This window comes from Chryseobacterium viscerum (assembly GCF_025949665.1).
In the GTDB taxonomy this organism is placed as follows: Bacteria; Bacteroidota; Bacteroidia; order Flavobacteriales; family Weeksellaceae; genus Chryseobacterium; species Chryseobacterium viscerum_A.
Map to the genome: position 1 here is coordinate 347,960 of NZ_JAPDFT010000003.1, position 14,329 is coordinate 362,288.

The following is a 14,329-nucleotide window of genomic DNA, read 5'->3' on the forward strand; positions in this document are numbered from 1 at the left end:
TGGTTATGAACAAAAAAAGTGTTGCCGTAGTAATGGGAGGCTATTCTGATGAATATGTTGTTTCTTTAAAAAGCGGACAATTGATTTATGATTCTTTAGACAGAAATCTCTATGATGTATATAAAGTAGTAGTCCTTAAAGATGAATGGTATTTTTTAGGAGAAAATGATAAAAAATACGAAATCAACAGAGGTGATTTTTCTGTAACATTAGATAATGGAGAAACCTTAAAATTTGATGCCTGTTTCAATATCATCCATGGAACTCCGGGAGAAAACGGAATTCTTCAGGCATACTGGGATGCAATAGGTCAAAAATATACAGGATGCGATTTTTACCAGAGTGCTCTTACTTTCAATAAAAAAGATACTCTTGCCGTATTATCAAAGTATGGAATTCCTTCCGCGAAAAGCATCTATTTAAGAAAAGGGGAAGAAATCAATGTAGATGAGATTGTATCAGAATTAAATCTTCCGTTATTTGTAAAACCCAACCAATCCGGATCTTCTCTGGGAATCTCTAAAGTAAAAGAAAAATCTGAACTGATTGCCGCTACTGAAATTGCATTCAAAGAAGATAATGAAATTCTGATTGAAAGTTTCTTAGATGGAATGGAAGTTTCTGTGGGAGTTATTGATTTTAAAGGAGAAACTATCGTTCTGGGAATTACAGAAATTGTTCCTACCAATGAATTTTTCGATTATGAAGCCAAATATGAAGGTGCTTCTGAAGAAATTACCCCAGCAAGAATTGATGACGAAACCACAAAAAGAGTGGAAGAAATTGCTAAAAGAGCATACAATTCATTAGGAATGAGCGGTTTTTCAAGAAGTGAATATATTTTAATGAATGGAATTCCTTATATGCTTGAAATGAATACCAATCCGGGATTCTCTCCTGCAAGTATTCTTCCACAACAGGCAAAACACTATGGAATTTCTATTATGGATCTTTGTGGAAATGAAGTTGAAAAAGCCCTTAATAAATAATATAGAAGTTAGAAATTAGTGGTTAGAAGTTAGATACAAAATCCATGGCTTTTAACGGATAATTTACAATTCAAAATCATAACTCGTACAACATGAAAATTGCTGTTTTCCCAGGGTCATTTGACCCGATTACACTAGGACATTACGATATTATAGAAAGAGCAGCCCCGCTATTTGATAAATTAATCATCGCCATAGGGCAGAATTCTCAAAAGAAATATATGTTCCCTCTTGAAAAAAGAATGGAATTTATCCAGAATTCCGTAGCAGAATTTCCCAATGTGGAAGTAGATTCATTTGAAGGCTTAACGGTAGACTACTGTTTTGAAAAAAATGCCCAATACATTATCAGAGGGTTAAGAAACCCTGCCGATTTTGAATTTGAAAAAGCGATAGCTCATACCAACAGAACTTTAGCCCACAAAAAACTGGAAACAGTATTTTTACTGACCTCTTCAGGGAAATCTTTCATCAGCAGCAGCATCGTAAGGGAAATTATCACCCACGGCGGTGAGTATGAACTGATGGTTCCTGACTCGGTGAGAGTGGAGAGATAAATATATAAGTAATGAGCAATAAATGATGAATAATTTTGATAGGATAGATTTTAACCAGATTTTCAGAGAAAGAACAAAAACCTTTTCTATTGCTATCATTAAAACACTTTCTTCATTACCCTATTCGGACGATATTTCAATAATAAGGAAACAAATTATCCGATCAGCCACTTCTGTAGCAGCCAATTACAGAGCGGTATCCCGGGCCAGATCAGAGAAAGAAAAATTCACTAAAATGTGCATAGTAGTCGAAGGAATTGATGAAACTCAACTTTGGCTTGAAATTATTGAAGAATTAGAATATTTAAATCCGGAAAAAATTTTACATTTAAAAGTAGAATGTGAAGAACTTGTAAAGGTTATGACTAAATATAAGTTTAAACTTTCTCAAATTTAAATGGCATAATTTTTATTATTCATTGCTCATTACTTATCATTCATACTTATAATAGATATGCACGAACAGTTCAATTTTGCCATAGAAGTCCTGGGGACCATTGCTTTTTCCATGTCTGGAAGTTTTGCAGCCATGCAGAAACGGCTTGATCCGTTCGGAGTGCTTATTATTGCATTTGTAACTTCTGTGGGAGGTGGAACTGTAAGAGATCTTTTGCTTGATATTCCTGTATTCTGGATGCATGATATTCTGATGTGTACCCTGATCCTGGTGACCAGCATTTTTTCGATGATATTCAAATCTCTTGAGAAAAACTTTAAAGTAACCTTGTTTATCTTCGACAGCTTTGGTCTTGGATTATTTACCATTATCGGAGTTCAGAAAGGTCTAAATGCGGGTATACATCCTATGATCTGTATTGCATTAGGAACCATAACAGGCTGTTTCGGAGGGATTATCCGGGATATATTGCTCAACAGGATTCCTTTGATATTCAGAAAGGAAATTTATGCTACAGCATGTATTGTGGGAGGAGCAGCATTTCTCCTGATGACCAAATACACTCCGCTTTCTTATACTTTTGTACAGGTTTTTACCATTATACTGATTGTTGCCATTCGAACATTTGCCGTCAAATACCATTGGCAGATGCCTAAATTTTATGGTTATGATCAGAACTCAGAAATGTAAAATATATTTTCACAGATATAAAAAAAGCACCTTTTTCAGGTGCTTTTTATCTTATTTTTTTCTGATTAGAAGAATTTCCCTCTGTTTCTCATATTAGGATTGTGCATATGCTTCTGCATGGTTGGCATCTTCAGCTGATCTTTCATCATTTTGATCTGATCCGTCATCATTCCAGCGCTGTCTAATCTTTTGGCTTCTTCCAGTAATTTCTGCCCTTCCTGTTTTCTTCCTTTAGAAATAGCTGCTGCTGCAAGATTTAAAGTAGCCATCGCTCTGTCATGTTTCATATTCAAACCATATTCCAAAGCTTTCTTCATGAAAGGTTCTACTTTTGCCGGGTGATCCTGAGCTTGTGTTAGTCCTAGTAAATAGTGAAAATATCCATATTGGGTTTTATGAAGCTGCCCTTTGTAATCAATTATTTTAGACAACCACTCGCCGGCTTTTTCCATATTTTGTTTTCTTAGTTGCCAGAATGCCAATAGGATATATTCATTTTTAAAGAATAATAAGATCGGGATTGCAGCTAAAAGAAAAACAACAATACCCCATCCAAGATTTCTTGTGAAAATCATCAGATAAAGTCCTGCCAGGATAAGAAGTGCCGCTATTGCAATTTTTATGTATTTATTCATTATTAAATTTTAGAAGTGCAAAGATAATAAATTTAGAGCTTAAAGTTCAAAAAGTCAATGGTGAATGGTCAATTCGCTACGCTTGTTAATTTTGTACCTGTGAGAAATTCACAATTCACTTTGCGAAGCAAAAATTCACTATTGACATTTATGCTTCTTTTTTAATTTTTTCAAACGTCTGGAAGCAGAAATCATAGCCGTTCTTTTCATCTTTATCATGACAGATTTCGTTTGTTTTTTTCCAGATTTTCGGATCTATTTTCGGAAAGAATGTGTCTGCTTCAAGATCTGCTTTCACTAAAGTAACCTCCAGTTTATCTACTACATCCATAGTCTGCTCATAAATATTTCCTCCACCGATAACAAAAACTTCTTCATCAATCTTTTTAGCAAACTTCAATGCTTCCTTAATGCTTCCTACAATAAGGATTCCTTCCTCAAACCAGTCTTTTTTTCTTGACACAACAATATTGGTACGATTCGGAAGAGGTTTCCCAATACTTTCATATGTTTTTCTTCCCATTATAATCGGATGCCCTGAAGTAATATCTTTAAAATGTTTTAAATCTTTAGGAAGATGCCAAAGCAACTGATTATCAAAACCAATTTCATTTTTCTCTCCCATTGCCACCACTATTGTTGTCATTCAAATAATTTTTTACAAAATTAGCACATAATTTGTATATTTGGTTAGCACAAAAAATTTAAAAAAATAAACTATGAAAAATAAAGGATGTTTGGGCGCCGGAACAATTGGTATTGCCCTACTTATCATTGTTGCTGTTCTATTCTTCTGGGGAAAAAGCGGATATAATAATTTCGTAACCAAAGAACAGACAGTCAACACAAAATGGTCAAACGTAGAGACTGTATATCAGAAAAGAGCGAACCTTATTCCTAACCTGGAAAGAACTGTAAAATCATATTCAAAATTTGAACAGGAAACTTTAACGCAGGTTGTGGAAGCACGTTCTAAAGCTACTTCTATCAACATTGACCCTACAAACATGACTGAGGCTGACATTGCTAAGTTTCAGGCAGCACAGGGTGAACTATCCGGAGCATTGAGCCGATTGATGGCCGTAGTAGAGTCTTATCCTAATTTAAAAGCAGACCAGCAGTATATCAACTTCCAAAGAGAATATACCGCTATTGAAAACAGCATCAGAACAGAAACTGTTTATTACAACGAAGCTGCACAGGATTACAACACCTCTATCAAGACTTTCCCAAATAATATTCTGGCGAATTTCACCAACTTTAAAGAAAAACCTTATTTCAAAGCTGACGCAGGAGCTCAGAAAGCCCCTGAAGTATTCAAATAAATAATGGGTAATTTCCTAACAAATCAACAGATCGCTTCCCTAGTGGAAGCGATTCAGTCTGCGGAAGATCATTCTACGGGAGAGATCAGGGTACATATTGATTCCAATACGGATAGCCGTGATGCCAAGACGGCGTTTGAGGTTTTCAAAAAACTCGATATGGACAAAACTGCTGAAAGGAATGCTGTTCTTTTTCATGTCAATTTCGAACAAAAATATTTAACCATTATTGGAGATATCGGAATCCATGAAAAGGTAAAACAGTCTTACTGGGATCACCTTCACGACTATATTACTGCTGAATTTGCCAAAGGATATTATTACCAGGCACTGAAAAGTGCTATCCTGGAAACAGGACTTGAACTCAAAAAACATTTTCCTGTAGAAGGAGAAAATCCAAACCAACTCTCAAATGAAATTACGTTCTCTTAAAATAGTATTTTCATTTTTATTGCTTTGCTTTTACACTTTTGTATCAGCACAGTATACTATTCCCGAAAAACCTGCCGTTCTTTATCCTGTTTTTGATGAAGCCAATCTGCTTTCTCAGCAGGAAAAAGATGCCCTTAATAATAAACTGATCAAGTTTGCAGATACTACCTCAACGGAAATTGAAGTAGTGATCATCCGCTCTACCAAAGGAGAGGATATCAACTTTCTGGCGACCATGTTTGGCCAGAAATGGAAAATCGGAAAAAAAGGGGTGGATAACGGTGTCGTTTTCCTTATCGCAACAGAAGACAGAACAATGTCTATCCAGCAAGGACGTGCTGTAGAACAATACCTTACCGCTTCAGTAGCAGGACAGATTTTAGATTATATTGTAACGCCTAACTTTAAGAAAGGGCTTTGGTACGATGGAATCAATGGTGGAACCTCAGCTATTATGGAGGCTGTTCAGGGAAAATTCAAACCTATAGCGACAACAGCTCCTTCCGGTAACGGAAGCGCTTTTAAAGTTCTTATTATCGCTTTTATTATTTTCATCATTATTGCCATACTTTTCGGTAACAGAGGAGGTGGACGTGGTGGAAATAATGATGACGATGATGATGTGATCATTACAAGAAGAGGACGTAGAAATTATCCCGGTGGTTTCTTCCCATTCCCTGGCAGCTTTGGAGGAGGCGGCTTTGGCGGTGGAAGTTCCGGCGGCGGATTCGGTGGCTTTGGCGGTGGCGGAAGTTTTGGAGGCGGTGGTGCATCCGGCGGATGGTAAATCAGTCAATCATTTTTCAAATATATAACAGATCAGGTCATCACGACCTGATTTTTTATTTAAAAACCTAAAATAACATAGATTCTTTAACTTTTCTTAATGTTAAATTGATCTTTTCATATTAAAAAATTAACAAAAGTGTTAAAAAACCAACTTTTATTCAATTTTTTTTACTATATTTACTGAAAACAGGATTATGAAGAAGACGCTGGTAGTATTTGCACACCCTTATCTGGAGCACTCCAATTCGAATGTAGAGCTCATCAATTTCTACGTTCGCCACCAGCATTATACCCTAAGAGATCTTTACGAAGAATATCCTGACTTTCATATTGCAGCTTTCCGGGAAAGAAAGCGCCTTAAAAATTACGAACGCTTTGTTTTCCAGTTTCCCCTGATATGGTTTGGAATGCCTCCCCTTCTCAGATTATGGATTGATGAAGTTTTCGACAGAGACTGGCTGAAAGAGGGTGAGCACAATCCCCTGGAAGGAAAAGAAGTCTATATCCTGGTAACCACCGGCGGAAAAGAAAGATCATTCAGCAAAACCGGCACCTATCAATACACCATAGATGAGCTGATCAGCGGACTCATTGTTTCTTTAAAGGTTTTCAAAGCAGATATCAAGCATATCAAGATCGTATACGAAGCCAACAAGCTATCTAAAAAAGAAATTATCCTACATAAAAAAGAATTTACAGAACTCCTCAATCAATAATTTATGGAATCCAGCTTAGCGATGAACACATTAATTTTCCTGGGTGTAGCTATTATTATGGTTCCATTAGCCAGGAAACTGGGGTTAAGTTCTGTAATCGGCTATATTTTAGGGGGAATTATTATAGGACCTTACGTACTTAAACTTACTGGAAACAATGTCAATGACATCATGCATGCCAGCGAGTTTGGGGTCATCATGTTGTTATTTCTGGTAGGACTGGAACTCGAGCCCCGAAAATTCTGGGAAATGCGAAAGAAAATAATGGGTTTAGGACTTTCTCAGATGGCACTCACTATTTTATTACTTTTCTTAATATTCATCAGTGTAGGCTGGAGGGTAGACAAAGCAATTACTATTGCCATGTGTTTTGCATTATCTTCAACGGCAATTGTTCTGCAGACATTGCAAGAAAAGAATAATCTCAAAACCACAGCAGGAGAAGCCTCATTCTCGACCTTACTGTTTCAGGATATTTCGGTAATCCCTATTTTGGCAATACTGCCTATTGTAGCGAACTATAAAGCCAAGCACCATGATAATGAAATTCAGATTCTGATCCAGAAACTACCGGAGTGGCTTCAGGCCGGGACTGTAATTTTCGGAGTTGTCTTGCTTATTTTATTAGGCAGATATGTCTTTGTTCCTTTTCTGCGCTATGTTTCAAAATCGGGAATGACAGAACTGTTGACAGCCTCTTCCCTATTCCTTGTTATCGGGGTTTCGGAACTGATGGTTGTTATTGGTCTTTCTCCCGCATTAGGAGCTTTCCTTGCAGGTGTAATGCTCGCCAACAGTGAATTCCGGCATGAGCTGGAAGCACAGATCGATCCATTCAAAGGACTGCTGTTAGCCGTTTTCTTCGTTAGTGTAGGATCAACTATCAATTTCAATGTTATTCAGAAAGATCCATTATTTATTTTCAGTACCGTTTTTGCTGTACTGGCTGTAAAATTTATTGTTCTATACACTATTGGAAAGTTTTTCAGGATAGATACTCCTCAAAGTTTTTTTTATGCATTTGCTCTGTCTCAGGTGGGAGAATTTGCATTTGTACTGCTTAATTATGCATCGGATCTTTATCTTTTAGGACCCGAAATGAATGCTCAAATGATGGCTGTTACTGCAATCACCATGTGTATCACTCCAATTCTTTTGATCATTAATGAGAAGTTTATTACTCCGAAATTCATCAAAGAAATTCCGGAAGAAGAACATGATTATAATATTCTCGACAGTGATGTTACTCAAAAGAAGATCATTATTGTAGGTTTTGGGCACTTTGGAAGTACAGTGGGACGTCTTTTAAAGGCCAATAAAATATCAGCTACTGTTTTAGATCGTGATTCTGACCGTGTAAAACTGCTCAGAAGCTATGGATTTAAAGTTTATTATGGTGATGCTACCAGAATTCCCATTTTAAGAGCTGCCGGAATTGAAGATGCTGAAATTTTGGTTTTGTGTCTGGATGATCCGGATGATAATAAATTTATTGCAGAATTGGTACGTGAACATTATCCTGAGGTGAAAATTTTTGTGAGGGCAAAAAACAGGATTGATGCGTATGATTATCTTAACAACGGAGTTAATCATATTTACCGTGAAACATTAGGAACAGCAGTGGATATGGCTGTTGATGTACTTCATGAAACGGGAATGAGAAAATATGCAGCAAGGCGTATGGGACAAAGGTTTATGGCTATTGATAAGGCATCCATCAGAAAACTGGCAAAAATGAAAGAAAATGATGAAGATATTACCCTGTTTACCACAAAAGAAATCCTCCAGCGAGAGGAGGATTTATTAGCATATGATAATCTTAATTTTGATAATAAAAATTGGGAGGGTTCTTCATCTGCCGATGAAGAAGATGAGGAAGAATCCCGGGATTAGTTTATTGGATGTTTACACTTCCGCCACTGCTTTCTTCTTTGCTTACATTCTTAAGCTCTCCTTTTTTAGAGATATCCACACTTCCTCCGGATGATGCACCTGCCTTCACACTGGAAACAGCACTTATGTGAATGCTTGCACCGCTGGAAGCATCTGCTTCTACATTCTCAGCGATAACCCCTTTAGCAGAAACACTACTGCCTGAAGATGCACTGATATCAGCCTTTTTCGCTTTTCCGGAAATATCCAGAGTGGATCCTGATGAAGATTCAATATCTAGGTTTACTGCCCATATTTTACCATCGAAGCTACTGCTGCTGCTTATATTGATATCCATATCATTAGCTTCCAGATCTCCGGAAATACTTCCTGCACTTGATGCTTCTACATCTGTTTTCTCCTGAGTAAATTTATCTTTTATGATAATCCTCGCAGCTGAATCAGCCAAAAGTTTATTAAAATCTTTTGTATAAATTTTTGCAGTCACTTTACTGATATTCATTACTCTGATGCCAGGTTTATAATGAATATGCAACTTTCCGCCATCATTATCTACAAGAATTTCATTGATGATACTTTGAGGTGCTGATATTTCCACTTTTTCTGTTTCAGATTTTATAATTTCAGCTTCTATCGCCTGGGAAACCTGAATTTCATCAAAATCACCGTTAAATTCTTTATGCTGTATCGGGCCGCTTTCTTTGGTCACCACTTTCTCTACCCAGTTACTTTTGTCTCCATCTCTATCTCTGTTTCTGTTCTCATGTTTATCATTACATGAGGCTAATGCCGCTAAAGCTGAAAAAATAAATAAAGTCTTTGTTTTCATGTTATTTCTTTTGTCAATTATTTTTGTTGATTTCTTTAATTAAATAACAACTAATTTATAAAAAATATTACATTACATTTAAAAATACTGCAATTGTCTGCAATCCAGATTTTTCAGAAAGAACCTGATGCCCCCACAATGCTTAACTTATTCATTTTAAAATCACTCACAAAACTGTTTCAGTAAATACATCTCCCAAAATAGATTCTATGATACAAGTTTTTAATATCTTTATGCTTTAATAACAATTATATTTATGAAGAATATTTCATCGGTATTATTAATTTCTGCCTTGGCGTTCAATCAATCTTGTACTACAATGAAACAGACCGATATTCAACAGGAGCTTCCTGCACCTGATCCCTCTTTATCTTCAAACCCTTTTATGAAGAAAAGCAAGCTTCAGTACGAAGCTCCGGAGTTTGACAAAATCAAAAATGAGCACTTCAAACCTGCTTTTGAATATGGTTTGAAACAGCACGAAGCTGAAATTGTAAAAATTGCCAACAATCCGGCTGCTCCTACTTTTGAAAATACAATTGTGGCACTGGAAAAAAGTGGTGAAGTATTAAGAAGAGCACAAATTGTATTCTCTAATCTTACAAGTGCGAACACAAACCCTACTTTGCAGGCTTTGGATGAAGAATATGCACCTATTTTTGCTGCACATTCTGATAAACTGTACCTGAATGAAAATCTTTATAAAAGAATACAAGCCATCAAAGAAGATGGTCTTGATTCTGAAAGCAAAAGACTTGTACAATATTATAAGCAGAATTTTGAAATAGCAGGAGCTAATCTTTCTGCAGCTGATAAAGAAAAATTAAAGCAACTCAATCAGGAACTGGCTTCCCTTTCTACACAGTATTCCAATAAATTATTGGAAGCAAGAAAACAGGGAGGTGTATTTTTCTCTGATGCAAAAGAACTGGACGGACTTTCTGCTGATGAAATTGCAGCGGCAGCAGCTGATGCTAAAACGGCAGGACAGCCCGGAAAATACCTTCTGGCTTTACAAAATACAACACAGCAGCCTCTTCTTCAAAACTTAAAAAACAGAGCTACCAGAGAAAAGCTGTTCAAAGCTTCATGGACAAGAGCTGAAAAAGGAGATGCCAACGATACGAGATCAACCATTGAAAAACTGGCTAAACTGAGATTGAAAAAAGCTCAGATTTTAGGAAAGAAAAACTTTGCTGAATGGAAACTTCAGGACCAAATGGCAAAAACACCTGAGGCCGCTACTAATCTGATGAACCAGATTGCAACTCCGGCAGTGGAAACAGCCAGACGTGAGGCCAAAGATATCCAGGATCTTATCGATCAGCAAAAAGGAGGTTTCAAAGTAGAGCCTTGGGACTGGAACTTCTATGCTGAACAGGTAAGAAAAGCTAAATTTGATCTTGATGAAAGTGAAATAAAACCTTACTTTGAAATCACAACAGTTCTTGAAAAAGGTGTTTTTTTCGCTGCCGAAAAATTCTACGGACTGACTTTCAAAAAGAGAACGGACCTTCCTGTTTACCATCCAGATGTTGTAACGTATGAAGTTTTTGATCATGATGGAAAATCTATCGCGATTTACTATTTAGATTTCTATACCAGAGATTCTAAAAACGGTGGAGCATGGATGAGTAATTTTGTTGAACAGTCTTATTTATTAGGAACAAAACCTGTAATCGTTAACTGCTACAACTACCAGAAACCGGCTCCTGGCAAACCTTCATTAATCAGTTATGATGATGTTTCAACCATCTTCCATGAATTTGGCCACTCTATTCACGGGATGTTTGCCAGCCAGAAATATCCTTCTCTTTCAGGAACTAATGTACCAAGAGATTTTGTAGAATTCCCGTCTCAGATCAATGAGCACTGGGCTTTAGATCCTGTGGTTCTGAAGAATTATGCAGTACACTATGAGACTAAGCAACCTATTCCACAGGCTTTGGTAGACAAGATCAAAAAAGCATCTACCTTCAATCAGGGATACATGACTACTGAATTGGTTTCTGCCGCCGAGCTTGATATGGATTGGCATACAGTAAGCAACGACAGCCAGTTTATTCCAGTTCTGGATTTTGAAAAGCAGTCTCTAGCCAGCCATGGGTTTAATTTAGCAACGGTTCCACCAAGATATCACACTCCTTATTTTGCACACATTTGGGGAGGTGGTTATTCTGCAGGATACTATGCTTATTTATGGTCTGAAACATTGGATAATGATGCATGGGAATGGATCAGTAAAAATGGTGGATTAACCAGAGAAAATGGTGACCGTTTCAGAAAATACATCCTTTCCGTAGGAAATTCTGTAGACCTGAATCAGGCATTCAGAGACTTTACAGGACACGACCCGGATATCAAACCTTTATTAAGAAACAGAGGTTTTATTAAATAAATCAATGGGAAGCATTCTTTAATCAGAATGCTTCTTTTTTATGTTTTGGCTAAGGCCGATGGATTTTTCTTGGTTCATTTTTTAACGGGCTTCCTTCGTCTCCGCTCAGGATTATAGCCTGTTCCTATTGAATTTTACTATTTTTGCAGTTCAAAATTTAAAATACAATATATGAACTGTCCATGCTGTTCAGGAAAATCCTACGAAGAATGCTGCAAACCTTATCATACCGGAGAAAAACATGCTCCTACAGCTGAAGCTCTGATGCGTTCAAGGTTCTCTGCTTTTGCTATTCCGAATGGTGAATATCTGATGGAGACCACCCTTCCGGGAAAAAGAAAATACCACAACAAGAAAGACCTTCAGGAGTGGGGAGAAATCAATCAATGGACAAAACTGGAAATCATCCGGACTCCCACTTTAAATCACGTAGAGTTTAAAGCTTATTATACAGATCAGGATGGTCATCCGCAAATTCATCATGAGTTTTCTCTTTTCCAGAAAATGCATGAACGCTGGTATTATGTTTCAGGAGAATTTTTAGATTAATAAACGGATATAGAAAATATAATGCTTTGTGTATAAAACCACCCCGTCAAAAATTTCTTTGAATTTTTGCCACCCTCCGGAAGAGGGGAATGCCAAGCATTCAATAACTATTGTAACCTTATAAATAAAAATAAGCCACAGAATTATCCGTGGCTTATTTTTTTATCTAAAAAATGTCCGAAAAAACGGACATTTATATTATTTTTTAGTGAGCTTCGTTTCCGTCAATTCCGTGAGCATGACCATGAGCCAACTCTTCTTCTGTTGCCGGGCGAGTGTTTAGAACTTCCACCTGGAAATCTAAAACTTTTCCTGCCATTGGATGGTTAAGATCTGCTACTACTACTTCTGGTGTTACTTCTACCACAAAAGCCTGGAAATTATTCCCCTGGTTATCAGACAAAGGTAAAATAGCTCCAACCGGTGGAGTTCCTGATTCTTTAAACATCTCAATCGGCAATTGTGCGATAGCATCCGCCTGTCTTTCACCGTAAGCTTCTTCAGGTTGAATAGTAAAATCAGCTTTATCACCAGCTTTCAAACCTAAGATATTTTCTTCAAACTTTGGAATCATCATTCCTACACCATACAAAAATGTAAGTGGATTTTCTGCTGTTGTTTCTTCTACAAGGACTTTAGTTCCGTCCGCTTCGATAGTGTGAAGAATGTAACGTACAGCTACAACGTGATTGTTTTCGATTGTCATATTTTTTATTTTTTTCGTGATTGCGTTTCACGATTAATGTTACAAATATACTATTTTTTGAAATGATTCAATGAGCTTGGAAGCTGGAGGACGGAAGAAGGAAGCTATGAAAGGCATACGAAAAATATATCTTCTTTTTACAGTCTTTATTTTTTTCTACTCTCCTCTCTTTTTTTCTGTCTCAGCATAAAGAGATACAGGCTTTCCACTTTTGTTTTTGCCCAGGGTGTTTTTCTTAAAAACTTCAGAGAAGAGTTGATGCTTGGATTGTCTGTAAAACATTTTATATTGATCTGTTCGCCTAGCCCTTCGAAGCCCTTATAGTATTCTACAAGTTCTTCAAGGATAGCATCAAGTCTTTTTCCGTGTAGAGGATCTTTGGACTGTTGTTCCATTATTATCTTTATTTATTTGAATCTTGAGTATCTTTATTTTCTGTCTTCTTATTTTTTTCTAATTGATAGTTGGCTATCTTCTCAAAATTTTCGGTTTTCATTACAAATGCCCTATTCGATTTATGATTCCATATACTTGCATATTTTTTAGAAACTGTAGTATAAGTTTCCCATCCTGTAAGATTTTGATATAGCATAAGTGTACAAATATCCGTGGGAGTAATCTGCTGCCAGTTCTCTAAAACATGAGAATGAACTCCACTTTCGTCACTCCCTTTATTCTTACTATTTATATTCTGGACAATTATTCCTTTATGTAATTTTTCAACATTTTTTATTTCATCATTATTATTAAAAGTCAGCAAATAGTCATTCCCGAAAACAACTACATTATCTACAGAAGCCCCGGTTAAAACATATACTTTCTTAGAATCCTTTTTAATGATTGGTACGAGATTAAAATTTGTGTTATTATAATGTTTAAAAATAGTATCATTGTTTATTCTGGCAAGAGCTTTCTGTCTGATCGTAAAATAATCCTGTTCAACAGAAGTGAAATCCCTTTCAGACAAATCAATTTTTGCATTAGCAGGGTTATAATTAGTAGGAAAAGAAATTGTAGCCACTACTTTATTCTGCTTGGAAAAGAAAATACATTTAGGAACATCATCTAAGTAGGAAAAATATCCACCTATATTTTCCATTTTTTTATAATTCTCTTTTACGACATCTGTTCCATACCAGCTTGCCATTTCGCTGCGATATAAGGCAATACCTTCCTCCGTTACTTCTTCTGATATTTTTTCAAGATCCTGACCATTAATACATATCCCTAATAAAGCCAATAAAATTGTTAAACAAAACTTCATGAATATTAATTTTCATCAAAAATACTAATAAAATAACTCTGTTTGAAAATGATTTGTATTAGACTTAGATTAATCACCAACCTATATTTTGAATCGAATAATTGTATTTTGTTCCTTATTTTTGAAGAAGCTATTTCTTACCCATAAAAATTATTCTGTA

The 14,329-nt window shown here is 36.2% G+C and carries 17 protein-coding genes; 11 read left to right on the forward strand and 6 right to left on the reverse strand.

Features of this window, described 5'->3' with window-relative positions:
• The first annotated feature begins 5 nt into the window (after positions 1 to 5).
• The 4 genes from OL225_RS18495 (at position 6) to OL225_RS18510 (ending at position 2,633) form a co-directional block, all read left to right on the forward strand.
• The gene (locus OL225_RS18495; protein ID WP_047377875.1) at positions 6 to 989 is read left to right on the forward strand and encodes a D-alanine--D-alanine ligase; all 984 of its coding nucleotides are present in this window, start codon (positions 6 to 8) and stop codon (positions 987 to 989) included.
• 92 nt (positions 990 to 1,081) lie between these two features.
• Entirely contained in the window at positions 1,082 to 1,546 is a 465-nt protein-coding gene (coaD, locus tag OL225_RS18500) for a pantetheine-phosphate adenylyltransferase (protein ID WP_047098871.1), read from the forward strand.
• A gap of 22 nt (positions 1,547 to 1,568) precedes the next feature.
• A complete protein-coding gene (locus OL225_RS18505; protein WP_264519183.1) occupies positions 1,569 to 1,943 on the forward strand; it encodes a four helix bundle protein in 375 nt (124 codons plus the stop codon).
• A 57-nt stretch (positions 1,944 to 2,000) separates the two neighbouring features.
• Positions 2,001 to 2,633: a trimeric intracellular cation channel family protein gene (locus tag OL225_RS18510; protein ID WP_047377721.1), complete on the forward strand. Its 633-nt coding sequence runs from the start codon at positions 2,001 to 2,003 to the stop codon at positions 2,631 to 2,633.
• Between the two features lie 65 nt (positions 2,634 to 2,698).
• On the opposite strand, the gene OL225_RS18515 is transcribed toward OL225_RS18510, so the two are convergent.
• The gene (locus OL225_RS18515) at positions 2,699 to 3,268 is read right to left on the reverse strand and encodes a hypothetical protein (RefSeq protein WP_047377720.1); all 570 of its coding nucleotides are present in this window, start codon (positions 3,266 to 3,268) and stop codon (positions 2,699 to 2,701) included.
• A 148-nt stretch (positions 3,269 to 3,416) separates the two neighbouring features.
• On the reverse strand, positions 3,417 to 3,914 hold the full coding sequence (locus OL225_RS18520; protein WP_047377719.1) for a dihydrofolate reductase: 498 nt from the start codon (positions 3,912 to 3,914) through the stop codon (positions 3,417 to 3,419).
• A gap of 73 nt (positions 3,915 to 3,987) precedes the next feature.
• Here OL225_RS18520 and OL225_RS18525 point away from each other — a divergent pair, with 73 nt between their 5' ends.
• The 5 genes from OL225_RS18525 to OL225_RS18545 all read left to right on the forward strand — a co-directional run bounded on the left by OL225_RS18525 (position 3,988) and on the right by OL225_RS18545 (position 8,423).
• On the forward strand, positions 3,988 to 4,593 hold the full coding sequence (locus OL225_RS18525) for a LemA family protein (RefSeq protein WP_047377718.1): 606 nt from the start codon (positions 3,988 to 3,990) through the stop codon (positions 4,591 to 4,593).
• Between the two features lie 3 nt (positions 4,594 to 4,596).
• Entirely contained in the window at positions 4,597 to 5,025 is a 429-nt protein-coding gene (locus tag OL225_RS18530; RefSeq protein ID WP_264519184.1) for a TPM domain-containing protein, read from the forward strand.
• On the forward strand, positions 5,006 to 5,812 hold the full coding sequence (locus tag OL225_RS18535; RefSeq protein ID WP_264519185.1) for a TPM domain-containing protein: 807 nt from the start codon (positions 5,006 to 5,008) through the stop codon (positions 5,810 to 5,812). Before OL225_RS18530 ends, OL225_RS18535 begins: the two co-directional genes overlap by 20 nt.
• 196 nt (positions 5,813 to 6,008) lie before the next feature.
• Positions 6,009 to 6,530 carry an NAD(P)H-dependent oxidoreductase gene (locus OL225_RS18540; RefSeq protein ID WP_034693331.1) on the forward strand — a complete coding sequence of 174 codons (522 nt, stop codon included), beginning with the start codon at positions 6,009 to 6,011 and terminating at the stop codon, positions 6,528 to 6,530.
• A gap of 3 nt (positions 6,531 to 6,533) precedes the next feature.
• Entirely contained in the window at positions 6,534 to 8,423 is a 1,890-nt protein-coding gene (locus OL225_RS18545; RefSeq protein ID WP_047377715.1) for a monovalent cation:proton antiporter-2 (CPA2) family protein, read from the forward strand.
• Position 8,424: 1 nt separating this feature from the next.
• Here OL225_RS18545 and OL225_RS18550 read toward each other — a convergent pair whose 3' ends face one another.
• Complete coding sequence (locus OL225_RS18550; RefSeq protein ID WP_264519186.1) at positions 8,425 to 9,252, reverse strand: DUF2807 domain-containing protein; 828 nt, start codon at positions 9,250 to 9,252, stop codon at positions 8,425 to 8,427.
• Between the two features lie 256 nt (positions 9,253 to 9,508).
• Between OL225_RS18550 and OL225_RS18555 the strand changes: the two genes are divergently transcribed.
• Entirely contained in the window at positions 9,509 to 11,650 is a 2,142-nt protein-coding gene (locus tag OL225_RS18555; protein ID WP_047377713.1) for a M3 family metallopeptidase, read from the forward strand.
• A gap of 171 nt (positions 11,651 to 11,821) precedes the next feature.
• On the forward strand, positions 11,822 to 12,199 hold the full coding sequence (locus tag OL225_RS18560; RefSeq protein WP_264519187.1) for a YchJ family protein: 378 nt from the start codon (positions 11,822 to 11,824) through the stop codon (positions 12,197 to 12,199).
• A gap of 205 nt (positions 12,200 to 12,404) precedes the next feature.
• Here the strand turns inward: OL225_RS18560 and OL225_RS18565 are convergent, their stop codons facing one another.
• The 3 genes from OL225_RS18565 to OL225_RS18575 form a co-directional block, all read right to left on the reverse strand.
• On the reverse strand, positions 12,405 to 12,905 hold the full coding sequence (locus OL225_RS18565; protein ID WP_047377711.1) for an FKBP-type peptidyl-prolyl cis-trans isomerase: 501 nt from the start codon (positions 12,903 to 12,905) through the stop codon (positions 12,405 to 12,407).
• 146 nt (positions 12,906 to 13,051) lie between these two features.
• Entirely contained in the window at positions 13,052 to 13,300 is a 249-nt protein-coding gene (locus OL225_RS18570; RefSeq protein WP_264519188.1) for a VF530 family protein, read from the reverse strand.
• Positions 13,301 to 13,308: 8 nt separating this feature from the next.
• On the reverse strand, positions 13,309 to 14,145 hold the full coding sequence (locus tag OL225_RS18575) for a hypothetical protein (protein ID WP_264519189.1): 837 nt from the start codon (positions 14,143 to 14,145) through the stop codon (positions 13,309 to 13,311).
• Positions 14,146 to 14,329: the final 184 nt, after the last annotated feature.

Excerpts from the sequence above, each read along its gene's own strand:
- coaD (WP_047098871.1), top strand. The coding sequence starts at position 1,082 with ATGAAAATTGCTGTTTTCCCAGGGTCATTTGACCCGATTACACTAGGA.
- OL225_RS18570 (WP_264519188.1), bottom strand. The coding sequence starts at position 13,300 with ATGGAACAACAGTCCAAAGATCCTCTACACGGAAAAAGACTTGATGCT.
- OL225_RS18505 (WP_264519183.1), top strand. The coding sequence starts at position 1,569 with ATGATGAATAATTTTGATAGGATAGATTTTAACCAGATTTTCAGAGAA.
- OL225_RS18540 (WP_034693331.1), top strand. The coding sequence starts at position 6,009 with ATGAAGAAGACGCTGGTAGTATTTGCACACCCTTATCTGGAGCACTCC.
- OL225_RS18515 (WP_047377720.1), bottom strand. The coding sequence starts at position 3,268 with ATGAATAAATACATAAAAATTGCAATAGCGGCACTTCTTATCCTGGCA.
- OL225_RS18545 (WP_047377715.1), top strand. The coding sequence starts at position 6,534 with ATGGAATCCAGCTTAGCGATGAACACATTAATTTTCCTGGGTGTAGCT.
- OL225_RS18520 (WP_047377719.1), bottom strand. The coding sequence starts at position 3,914 with ATGACAACAATAGTGGTGGCAATGGGAGAGAAAAATGAAATTGGTTTT.
- OL225_RS18495 (WP_047377875.1), top strand. The coding sequence starts at position 6 with ATGAACAAAAAAAGTGTTGCCGTAGTAATGGGAGGCTATTCTGATGAA.
- OL225_RS18510 (WP_047377721.1), top strand. The coding sequence starts at position 2,001 with ATGCACGAACAGTTCAATTTTGCCATAGAAGTCCTGGGGACCATTGCT.
- OL225_RS18535 (WP_264519185.1), top strand. The coding sequence starts at position 5,006 with ATGAAATTACGTTCTCTTAAAATAGTATTTTCATTTTTATTGCTTTGC.
- OL225_RS18530 (WP_264519184.1), top strand. The coding sequence starts at position 4,597 with ATGGGTAATTTCCTAACAAATCAACAGATCGCTTCCCTAGTGGAAGCG.
- OL225_RS18550 (WP_264519186.1), bottom strand. The coding sequence starts at position 9,252 with ATGAAAACAAAGACTTTATTTATTTTTTCAGCTTTAGCGGCATTAGCC.
- OL225_RS18560 (WP_264519187.1), top strand. The coding sequence starts at position 11,822 with ATGAACTGTCCATGCTGTTCAGGAAAATCCTACGAAGAATGCTGCAAA.
- OL225_RS18555 (WP_047377713.1), top strand. The coding sequence starts at position 9,509 with ATGAAGAATATTTCATCGGTATTATTAATTTCTGCCTTGGCGTTCAAT.
- OL225_RS18565 (WP_047377711.1), bottom strand. The coding sequence starts at position 12,905 with ATGACAATCGAAAACAATCACGTTGTAGCTGTACGTTACATTCTTCAC.
- OL225_RS18525 (WP_047377718.1), top strand. The coding sequence starts at position 3,988 with ATGAAAAATAAAGGATGTTTGGGCGCCGGAACAATTGGTATTGCCCTA.